Annotated in this window: 8 protein-coding genes; all 8 read left to right on the forward strand. The window is 27.3% G+C overall.

What is annotated here, in order from left to right:
- A complete protein-coding gene (locus EXC66_RS01040) occupies nucleotides 1-2,982 on the forward strand; it encodes a carbohydrate ABC transporter permease (RefSeq protein ID WP_006886268.1) in 2,982 nt (993 codons plus the stop codon).
- Nucleotides 2,982-3,941: a sugar ABC transporter permease gene (locus tag EXC66_RS01045; protein ID WP_006886269.1), complete on the forward strand. Its 960-nt coding sequence runs from the start codon at nucleotides 2,982-2,984 to the stop codon at nucleotides 3,939-3,941. The genes EXC66_RS01040 and EXC66_RS01045 overlap by 1 nt, the downstream gene beginning before the upstream one ends.
- A 2-nt stretch (nucleotides 3,942-3,943) precedes the next feature.
- Nucleotides 3,944-5,140 (forward strand): ABC transporter ATP-binding protein, encoded by a 1,197-nt coding sequence (locus EXC66_RS01050; protein WP_006886270.1) that lies wholly within the window; start codon nucleotides 3,944-3,946, stop codon nucleotides 5,138-5,140.
- Between the two features lie 2 nt (nucleotides 5,141-5,142).
- Nucleotides 5,143-5,724 (forward strand): hypothetical protein, encoded by a 582-nt coding sequence (locus tag EXC66_RS01055; RefSeq protein WP_006886271.1) that lies wholly within the window; start codon nucleotides 5,143-5,145, stop codon nucleotides 5,722-5,724.
- Between the two features lie 85 nt (nucleotides 5,725-5,809).
- Nucleotides 5,810-7,570, forward strand: coding sequence for an alpha-amylase family glycosyl hydrolase (locus tag EXC66_RS01060; RefSeq protein WP_006886272.1), 1,761 nt, complete (start codon nucleotides 5,810-5,812; stop codon nucleotides 7,568-7,570).
- 26 nt (nucleotides 7,571-7,596) lie between these two features.
- A complete protein-coding gene (locus EXC66_RS01065) occupies nucleotides 7,597-8,262 on the forward strand; it encodes a winged helix-turn-helix domain-containing protein (RefSeq protein WP_006886273.1) in 666 nt (221 codons plus the stop codon).
- 125 nt (nucleotides 8,263-8,387) lie between these two features.
- A complete protein-coding gene (locus EXC66_RS01070; protein WP_006886274.1) occupies nucleotides 8,388-10,400 on the forward strand; it encodes an alpha-amylase family glycosyl hydrolase in 2,013 nt (670 codons plus the stop codon).
- Nucleotides 10,400-12,037, forward strand: a complete 1,638-nt coding sequence (locus tag EXC66_RS01075) for an alpha-amylase family glycosyl hydrolase (RefSeq protein WP_006886275.1) — start codon at nucleotides 10,400-10,402, stop codon at nucleotides 12,035-12,037. Before EXC66_RS01070 ends, EXC66_RS01075 begins: the two co-directional genes overlap by 1 nt.

Consider the following 12,037-nt stretch of genomic DNA (forward strand, 5'->3'; position numbering starts at 1 on the left):
ATGGATAATCTTAAGTTGTATAACTGATATGGTGAAGAATTTGAACCAATACTCCCTGAAATTGGTCATAGTTTAAAGGCATACAAACACCATGTTCGTAACATTCATACTAGAAGCACAGATAAAATCAATTTAAGAAAAAAAATCGAAAAAGATCTTTTTCTGAGAGCTAGATACAAAATAACAACTAACCTAAAAAGAGAATTATCAAGTCATAAGGTTGCATTTAAAAATAAAGCCAAAGTCATTCAAGATTCAATAAGAAGATTAAAACATTCTAAAAATTTAGAAACTTTAATAAAATTTGAAATTAAGAAAATTCAAAAACAAAAACAAGACATAAAAATTTATTCATTCGATTTCCTAAAATCACTAGAAAAAACTGCTGATGATTTAGAGCGAAAAAAACTTCTTATTAATAATTTAATTCACAAAACAAAATTAGAAGAAAATGATTTATTTAAAAAATATTGTATTTTTTCAATATCCTTACTTTATTTAAAATCTAATAAATCATATATTATTGGTGACTTAATTAAAATTGATACATTAAACCAAAGTAAACTTCATGATTTTGAAAAAGAATGCATTAAAAGTTTAGAAAATCCTAATCAATTTTTTACTGACTTTTTAAATGAGTTAGAAAAGTCTAGAATCGCTTTGGTTCAAAAAAAATTAAATCTTAAAGAAGAATTAAAACAAACTAAAAGTATTGAAAAAAGAAAATTTATCATTGAAAAAAATAATATTAAACTTTCTGCTAAAAAGAGAATAATAGAATTAGAATACGACTATAATCAAAAAATTGAACAACAAAAAACTGAAGCCAAAGAAATAAAAGCTGCTTCTTTAAAAAAGATTAAAGAAAATAAAGAAGCGATTATATCTGTTCAAAGAAACAACAAACATAAAATATATAAAATTAAACACTCCACAAAGAAAAAACTAGCAGCTCTTAAAAAAACATATAAAAGCGCCGTTAAAAGTGAAATGTTAAAAATTGATGATATTCTTCAAAAAGAATTTGATGCATTTATAAACAAATATAATTTAGAGCTTGCATATAACAAAGATACTCAAGTTTTTTATAAAAAATATTTCTTCAATATCTTTAATAAACTTAAAGTTAAGAAAGAAGTAAAGCAATACCTTAAATCAAGTTATTTACTATCTCAATCACAAATTTTAGAGAAAACATCTTATGAATCTAAGTTTAAAAAAGTTGAATCTGATTCATTAAGAGATAAAGTTCTTGAAGATAAAAAAATAAGAGAAAAGTACATCTTTGAGAAAATACAAGCAAAATATACAATGCATACTCTTAAGAAAGAAAATAAACTTCAATTAGAAAAGAGCGAGTTTAAGAAGAATAAAAATCAATTCAAGAAAAATTATTTAAATTCTCTTAAAGAGTTTAGACTCAAAAGAAAAGCAAAAGAAATAACCAAACAAGCATTTCAAAATAAAAAAATTGAGCTTAAGGTAGCTTATAAAGAATCTGTAAGAGAATGTGTATTAAACTCACAAGTCTTCAGAAATAAAAATATTTTAAAAACGCATGAATTTAGAAAACTATCCGAAAGAAAAATAAATAAAAAATTATATGATTCAAAAATAACTGAGGCACAAAAATCAATACCAACTGAATGCATCAAAAACCTAAGATACTACTCTTTAATACTTGGGTTCCTATTCCCAGGTTTATCAGAGATATTATTCTTTAAACAAAGAACTAAAGGTGTTATAATGCTCTTGGTTGCTGTTCTTATATGAACATTAGTTGTTCCCTTTTCATTTGGAGCTTATTGAAGTAAAATGAATGGAATTCCAGGTCTTTATGACCTAGGTTCAGGAATATTAGATGCCCAAAAAGGAATTTTTCCTGATGCTAGATATTATTTATTTGGTGCAGTTATTTCTATTTTTGCAATGATATTTTCAATTATTTATTTAAGTGTTTCATCTATTTCTTCATTCAGAGTTGCTAAAGCTCTTGAACAAGGGTCAAGACCATCTAATTGAACTCACACAAAACGTTGAATTAAAACAGGTGGTTTCCCTTGAATGATTTCTATTGGTGGTTGAACATTGATGATCTTTATTGTTGCAGCCCCAATAGTTACTTCGGTTTTATTATCATTTACTAACTATGGATTTAATCATCAAGCACCAACGCAAGCTGTTGATTGAGTTGGATTAAAACAATGAGGTTTATGATGAGTGTTCAGAGAAAATAATTTATTCTTATCATTAAGTAGAGTTATTGGTTGAACAATCGTATGAACAATTTCATCAACATTAATTCCTATAACGTTAGGTATAATTATTGCTATTTTAGCAAATAATAATAGAATTAAAGGTAGAAAATTCTTTAGAGTAGTATTTATATTACCTTGAGCTATCCCTGCATTTATTTCAATAATGTTTTTAAGAAATGCCTTTCAAGGTGGCCAATATGGTTATATAAACTATATCTTGCTATCTTTAGGAATTATTAAAGAAAGTGTTAACTGACTTAATCAAATAGATACTGCTAGAGCATTGGTTATTCTTGTTCAAACTTGAATTGGATATGCTTGAATTTTCATGTTAGTTACCGGTAACTTACAATCTATTCCAAAAGATATATATGAAGCAGCAAGTGTTGATGGAGCAAAAGGTAAGGATGTATTTATTAAAATAACATTGCCTTCACTATTATTATCAATTGCACCTATGTTGATTGGACAATTTGTGGGAGCATTTAACAACTTTACCACAATCAGTTTATTTACTGGTGGTGGTCCTGCTTTTGCCGAACCTACTGTATTTGGTGAAGCATCAACAGATATTATTATTTCTTGAGTTTATAAATTAACAACCGGAACAGTTCAAATTGATGGAAACCAAGCCTTTGCTGCAGCTTTAACAACTTTTGCTTCAATTTTCAGTATTGCTATTGCTGCAAAAGGATTTATAAAATCAATGTCAAGGAGGGATTAATGCTAATTAGAAGAAAAACTTTTTATAATTCTTTATCAAAGAAAATTCATGACAGTGTAAATGAGAAAAAACTGCAACCAAAGAGAATTTCTTTCAATGATTCAGATTCTAAACCTCCTACACCGATTGAAATTGTTTGAATTTTTATAAATTATGCAATTTTATTATTTTGATCATTAATTGTATTATTTCCAATTGTTTCATTAATCATTTCAGCATTTAACGTTCAAAATACTCGTATTATCTCAATTTATCCATTTAAATTTGGATTAGATAATTTCAAATATTTATTCTATAATGAAAGAAGTTTATTTCTAACTTGATATAAAAACACAATTATCATTGCTGTGTTAACAATGATTATTTCCACTGTTTTTGTTGCATTAAATGGATATGCTTATTCTAGATTTAAATTCGCTGGTTCAAAACACTCTTTAACAATCATTATGTTACTTCAAATGATTCCGGCAACTAGTTCATTAATATGTCTTTACATTTTAGTTGGTTTAGGTGAAAGTATTGGTATAGACCCTAAAATAATGCTAGTGTTGATTTATTCTGGTGGAGCAGTCGCTTCAAATACATTCATGTTAAAAAGTTATTTGGATACACTTTCAACAGAACTTGATGATTCAGGTAAAGTTGATGGTTGTTCTAACTGAGGATTATTCTTCAAAATTTTAGTTCCAGTTATTAGACCTGCACTCATAATGGTTGCCCTTTGATCGTTTTTAACACCATTTACTGATGTTATACTACCAAAATTTGTTTTAAGAACACAAAGTGAAAGAACCTTAGCTGTTGGATTAGACACATTTCTTAACACTGACCCTAAATATGTAAATGCAGGGGCATATGGTGCTGGTTCAATTCTTGCATCATTACCAGCATTTTGCTTGTTTATGTACTTACAAAGATATATTGTTGGTGGTTTAAGTGATGGGGCCGTGAAAGGATAATTATGAAAAAATATCAAATTGAAAATAATGAGTTAGATCAAGAATTTAATCTTGAAACTGTAGACTTAGATAAATTGATTAATGAAGTTGGTGAAGTAAACAGAGTTAATAATGGTGCTCATATCAAATTAGTTAATTTATCTAAAAAATATGAAGGAAATGAGAAGTATACTCTCGAAAATATTAATTTAGAAATTAAACCTGGTACTTTTTGTATTTTCCTAGGACCTTCAGGTTGTGGAAAAACAACTTTATTAAGAATGATTGCCGGTCTAAACTCAATTACTAAAGGTGATTTGTTATTCAATAATAAACGTTATAATAATCTTTTACCTAATGAGAGAAACATAGCTATGGTTTTTCAATCTTATGCATTATATCCACATATGAATGTTTATAATAACATCTCATTTGGTCTTAAAATAGCCAAAGAACGTAAAGATATTATCGATCGTAGAGTAAAAGATGTTGCTAAAATATTAAAAATTGATGATTATCTTTACAGAAAACCACGTGATTTATCAGGTGGACAACGTCAAAGAGTTGCTATCGGAAGAGCTATCGCAAGAAAACCTCTGGTTTTCTTAATGGATGAGCCGCTTTCTAACCTTGATGCTAAACTTCGTGAAAATATGCGTCGTGAAATTGTTAATATCCACAGAATGCTTAATACTACAAGTATTTATGTAACTCACGATCAACTTGAAGCTATGACTATGGGGGATCAGATCGTAGTATTCAACGATGGTAAAATCCAACAAAGTGGAACTGGACGTGATTTATACTTCAGACCTGCTAACTTGTTTGTTGCTACTTTTATAGGTTCACCAACTATGAACATTATTGAAGGAACAATAGTTAATGACAATTTTTTAAGTAATGACAAAAATGTTACATTAGAGATTGATAATGATTATAAAAATAAATTAACTGAAAATCAAAAAGTGTCAATTGGTTATAGATCAGAAGATATTAAAATATTTACAAAACCAACTAAAAGTTCTATTAAAGGTAAAATATCAAACATTGAATTGATCGGTAAAGATCAACTTGTTGCGGTTAAATTATCCTCAGATATTGAAATAATTGCCAACTGCAGCAATGATATAGAGTACGAATTGTTATCCGATGTTTATGTTGAATTTAACACTCAAAAAGTCCACATTTTTGACAGTGAGTCTACTAAGAGAATTAATTAATTATGAAAAATTATTTATCAAGAAAAATTACTGTAATTCTAATATTTCTAATTTCATTAACTATCGGAATAATATTTATTAACTTGCTATTTAGATTGAATGCAAGAATTAGTTGAGAACTTAACTGACTTAAAGAAAATCTTAGTGTTGAAAATCAAAATCAAATAAATGATAAATCAACTACTTATCAATTAAGATACTTAACAACAATTTTTTCCACTGTTATAATTGTATGTTCATTATCAATTTCGGTAATATCTAGTTTAATTATTTACGGATTATTTAGCGAAAAATTTAATGGTTCAAATTTATATAAATTTATTTTATATTTAATAACTATAATTTTAATTGCAATGTTTATATTTTTAACATTGCAACCACAAGAAGTTGTAGTTCAAATGAAGAAAATTCTCAATGGAAGAGATTTTTGAGTAAATATTAAAAGTGATAAAATAAGTTATGCGGATGCCTTCAGTGCATTTCTATTAACGTTTATTTTATTAATAATTACTTTTATTTCAAAGAATTCGTTCGGTTATCTTAAAAAGGATATTTATTTATCAAGAAAATTTAAGTCACTATAACAAAGAGTTGCTTAGGCAACTTTTTTGTTTCTTAACACATCAAGATTCAAAATTAACAAAAAACAAAAATTGGTAAAATCTTGGTATGAAACAATTATCAAAATATGCAGAAAGTTTTTATGTACAAAAACTCTCAGAAAACTCTCAATTAATTGCAAATTGAGACGACAAAAAGTTTAGTTATAATAAACTTTTAGACTACAAAAATTTATGACTTAATGCACCAATGTCTCATCCATTAAAAGAATTTAAGAATAGTGGAGTTATTTATCAAGTGTTGGTATACAATTTTGCTGACGGAAACAATGACGGAATTGGTGATTTTATTGGGTTAAAAAATAAATTAGATTACTTTGTAAATTTAGGAGTTGACACCTTATTGTTAAGTCCGATTCATCCTTCGACATCATACCATGGTTATTCAGTGTTGAACTACTGTGATGTTGCTCCACAACTTGGAGGATTTAATGCCTTCTTGGAATTTCTAAATTGTGCTCACGACAAAGGTATAAAGGTTTATATTGATTTTGTTTTTAATCATACTTCTTATGAACATCCATGATTTCAAGAAGCGTTGTTTGATAACCAAAAATTTATAGAATACTACGAATTTGATCGTGATGAAAATGATAAAGATTTAAGAGTCGATACTGAGTCACACAGAAAAAGATACCCCAATTTAGATACACCTTTAGGCGGTACAAATAAAAAGTATATCGGAAGATTTTGAGCTGGTATGCCAGATTTAAACTTAGACAATCCTGTTGTTATAGAACAACTTTGTGAAATTCAGAAATTCTGAACCAAAGTTGGTGTTGATGGTTTTAGATATGATGCCTTTTCGGAATTCTTTAGTAGTGAATCAGAAACAAAGAATAATTTTAATGAAGCTAAGATTTTTAGAATGCTTAGAGAAGCTTCTAACTCAATCACTGAAAAATACAATATGAATGAAGTATTTATGATTGGTGAATGACTAGCTGATCATAAAAAAGCGATGGAGTATTTAACATACAATAATAAAACCGCTTTAAACACTATTTATGATGGTGGTGAACACTTTAAAGACCATGTAGATACTAGGGTAGGTTTCAACAAACTTGTAGATATTTGCAAAATGTATCAAAGAAGTTCTAAAGATAGTGTATGAGTTCCATTTTTAGAAAACCATGACACTAATCGCTGATTAGATGTGTATCGTCGTGAAATTTCTAAAATTTCACCTGAATCAAAAGAATATTTTAACTCATTAACTGAAGATGAAAAAGATGCTCAAAGAATTGCTCTTTTACAATTATTAATTCTTCCAGGACAACCAATTATTTATTATGCTGATGAATTGTGTTATTATTCGACAAGAATTTATGATGATCCAGGATTAAGAGAACCTCTCAAATGATTAAATAAAAACGAAAATTGCGCAATAGTAGAAAGAAAGATTGATGCAAGTCATGCGAATGTATTTCTAAACATTTCTTCTACAATTGCAGAAGTTGAAAAGGTTATTTCAGAAGATAATTCTATTTATAAATCTATTTCATTAATAAATAAAATAAGACAAAATAATCCATTCATAATGAAAACTGATCCAAACACTATTTTAGACCCATTTGATTTTGTTGATGCTGATGATTATAGTTCTGTTATTGTAAGATCTAAAGGCGAAAATAGTAGTGAATTCTTACTTTTTGCCTTTAACAATCATTTAAATACAAACAAAAAAATGGGTAAAATTTCAAGAAAATATCGCTTTGAAGTTTTATATTCATATAAAGTTGAAGATCATTCATGGGGTGTAACCTTACCTATAAATAGTTGTGTATTGTATAAACTAACAAGAAAATAATAAAAATTTTGTAAAATATAATTAATATGAATAAACCTGTAAAGAAAACTCAACAAATAATAAATTATTTGATGGAATTGATACAAAGTAAAAAAATTCCGACAAACAAAATCATGCCATCTGAGCATGCACTAATGATGAGATTTAACTGCTCAAGATCTGTTGTTGTTGCTGCATACCAAAAATTAGAAGCTTTAGGAGCTATTTACTCTATTAGCAAGAGAGGACATTTCGTAGCAGAAAACTTTCACAACTTAATTAAACCAGTATCCTATTTGATAGGATGTGACAAGCAAATAGTTAAATCAAGAACTAAAAATTTTGAACTACCTGAATGAATCATTAATAATCAAATTATTTTTGTTAATGGTGTTGAAAAAATTGAAAAAGAATATTTTATCAAAGGTGAATTAGTTGCTGAAGGTGAAATTTATCTCTCTGGTAAGTATATAAGTCCTGATACCGAAATTATCGATAATACAAGTTTAATCGACCATCTTAACAATGCTGATGGATTAACAAATATTGTTTATAAACTTAACTATGAAAAAGTTAATAAGTTTAATCATGAATTTTTAGTAGTTGTATCATTTTATGGATACGATGAAGATAGTATTTCTATTGCTGGTAAGTATTATATTAAACCTGAGCACTTCACTTTTTATCACCAAGAATTCTCATTGAATCATTAGTTATTAAAAACTAATGATTTTTTTATTAATTAGCTTATAAATTAGTAAGATATATATAATTGACCACTCAAGAATTAAACTATATTATAAGTATAAAATATTAAGTTTTATATAATTAATTAGCTATGAAAAATAATGAATTTTTAACATTAAATTTGAGTTATTTTAATGATTTAGATAAATCATACTTTTATGATGGTGATGACTTAGGTGCACACTTTAAAAATGATAAATTCACACTTAAATTATGACAACCATTTGCTGAAAAAGTAAGAGTTTTTATTTATGAAAACTCTGAATCTGAAACTGAATACGAAATACTTAATATGAGCAAAAATGCTAACGTTTGAGAGATTTCACTGGATAAAAGTTACGAAGGAAAATATTATCTATACGAAGTAGAAAATAAAAATCAAACAAAATTAGCAACTGATCCATATTCATTCTCTTTATCAGCGGTTAAATGAGAAGGTGGTGAAAACTTAAAGGTAAAAAGTGCTATTGTTGATATTGAAAAAATTAAAAATAATTATCCCAAATGAAATAGTGATATATTGCCAAGAAAAGCAAATATATATGAATTACATATTCGTGACTACACTTCAGGATTAGACCAATCAAAACTTAAAAATAGTTTTGGAACATTCAATGCTGCACGTGAAGCTGGGATTTTTGAGTATTTAAATCAATTAGGTATTAATCATTTACAACTTCTTCCAATTCACAGTTGTTACACTTTAGATGAAACTAACATAAAAAAATTATCTAAAAATGAAGGAAAGAAATGAAATACCAACTATAATTGAGGTTATGATCCGTTAAACTATTTTAGTATTAATGGTTCATATTCTTCAAATCCTCACGATCCTTACGCAAGACTTTTTGAGTTTAAGAATTTTGTAGATGAAGCTCACAAACACAATATCGGAATTATTTTAGATGTTGTATATAATCATCTTTTTACAAACAATACTCTTAATGATATTTTTCCTGGATATTATTTTAGAAATGAATCAAAAGTTAATCCAGTAAACTATCCCCCACTTGCTTCACAAAGATTCATGGTAAGAAAATTAATTGTTGACTCACTTAAATATTTTATGGAATATTTTGATGTAGATGGATATCGTTTTGATTTATCATCATTCATAGACAAAGAAACTACTGATATAATTTATCAAGAATTAAGTAAAATTAAACCTAATGTTGTACTTCATGGTGAAGCTTGAGCATTTACTGATTTAGACTACGATAAAAATTATGTTAAAGGTTTTTTACCTAACAATATAAATTTTGGATACTTTAATGACACAACCAGAAACGCAATCAAAGGTTCAGATCATTCCAAAGATCAAGGATTATTCGCTAATTTTAGTAAATCATATTTCCTATCTTATGTTAACTCAAGTGTTGGAAATTTAATAGATTATAATTTTGATAATTTCGCTTATAGCCATAAGGCTTATGATCTATTTTGTTCTAATGTTGATATGAACTTGCAATATAACGCTTGTCATGATGGTTTTACTCTTTGAGATAAACTTAATATTTCTACAACCGAATTAAGCTTTTTAGAAAAAATTCAAAGATATAGACAAGCCCTTATTATGACAGTGACTACTCAAGGTAGAATTTTACACCTAGCCGGGACAGAATTACTTCAATCTAAACCTGCTGACAGAAGTGGAATGGATTTCGAAAGAACAATCGAAAGTAATTATTATGATGAATTAAATGATGAACCCGAATCAAATAGATATCATCCAAATAGCTATAAAACAACCGATTTTGTTAACTGCATAAAATGAAATCACCTCAAAAACTACTATGTAAAAGAATATGTATTTGATTTCTTTGCAAAATTAAACAAATTTAGAAACCAAAGTAATATTTTTACTTTATCAACTGAAGAAATTTATAAAAATATTAAGTTAAAGGTGGTTGATGAAAATAAAGGTATACTAATTTATGAAATTACTGATAAAGAACAAAAGTATTTAGTTGCACATAATTTTACAGATGTAGATTATTCATATGATATGACTAATTATGTAGTAGTTTTCGATAACAAAATTAAATTTAACGGTGATAATAAATATATCACACCACACACCTCACTTATATTAAAGGAGAAATAATGAAAACAATAAAATTAGAAGATAGAGTAATTTATCAAATATTTCCTAGATCATTTTATGATGCTAATAATGATGGAAATGGTGATTTAAAAGGAATTACTGCTAAATTAGATTACATTAAAGAACTTGGATGTAATGCTATTTGACTTTGTCCAATTTATGACACAAATTTTGTTGATGCAGGATATGATGTTTTAGACTATAAAAATGTTTGAAGTAAATTTGGTACACTTGAAGATTTCAAAGAAATGACAACTAAAGCTCGTGAAAAAGGAATTGACATTATCATGGATATTGTCCTAAATCACGTTTCAAACGAACATGAGTGATTCAAAAAAGCTTGTGAGTCAACGAATAATAAAGAACACAACTATTTTATTTGAAGAGAAAAATTAAGTACTGAAGAACAAAAAGCAATGAGTATTTTTGGTGGTAGTGCTTGAGAATTTGTACCTTCTGTTAATAAATATTACTTCCATTTATTTGCAAAAGAACAGGTTGACTTAAACTGAGCTCACCCAGACACAATTAAAGCTATGAGCAGCGTTATTGATTTTTGATACGATTTAGGTGTAAGAGGATTCCGCTTTGATGCAATTAAACATATTGCTAAAACCTTTACTGATGTTGATTCAAATCCAGCTTTTGCTTGATGTGATGGAGCTGTTGAATATCTTAAAGAATTTAACAAAATTGCATTAAAAAACAAAGATGATGCATTTATTTTAGGTGAATCTAGCGGAATTAACGTTGAAGAAACAATTAAATATGGTTCAGGTAATGATAAAGTTTCAGATAATTTCTACAACTTCTGCTGATGATGAATAGGTTGAGGTAGAACTGGAAGAAACGGTTATGATGCAAATTGAGATTATCGTAATTTTGCTAAACAATTCAAAGAATTTCAAGAGAATGAACAAATTAAACCATGAATGATTACCAACTTTTTATCAAACCATGACACTTCAAGAAGTGTAAGTCGTTGAGGTTCAGAAACTTTCTTTAGAAAAGAATCTGCCAAAACTCATGCTCTTTTATTAATGTCTGCTAAAGGTGTTCCATGTATTTATTATGGTGAAGAAATTGGATTGTTAAATAATGTATTTTCTAAACGCAAAGATTTTATGGATTGTGATATTCACAACGGTTTTGCAGAATTAGTTGATCAAAAGAAAATATATAGCGAAAGCGAAATGTTAAAATGATGCAATATCAACTCTCGTGATAGTGGTCGTGCAATTATGCAATGAGATAATTCGATTAACTCAGGATTTAATAGTGGTACACAAACATGAATTAAAAACTCTAATCGAGCTTTAGAAATTAATGTGGAAAATGATAAAAAAGATCCAGAAAGTATTTTTAACTTCTATAAAACTTTAATTAATTTAAGAAAAGATAAATTCCATGATTTATTTATATATGGTACTTCAAGAGTAAATTTACAAAATGGTGGTGCTATTGAAGTTATGCGAGAATTAAATGGTCAAACTATTTGTTTTTATATAAATATGACTGCTAACGAAATTAATTTTGATAGAGTAAAAGGTGAATTAATTTTATCAAGCTACCATGACAGTAAAAATTCTGAAAAATATCTAAGACCATATGAGTCAATTATGATTTTGAAAGGCTAA

This window comes from Mycoplasmopsis anatis (assembly GCF_900660655.1).
Lineage (GTDB): Bacteria > Bacillota_I > Bacilli_A > Mycoplasmatales > Metamycoplasmataceae > Mycoplasmopsis > Mycoplasmopsis anatis.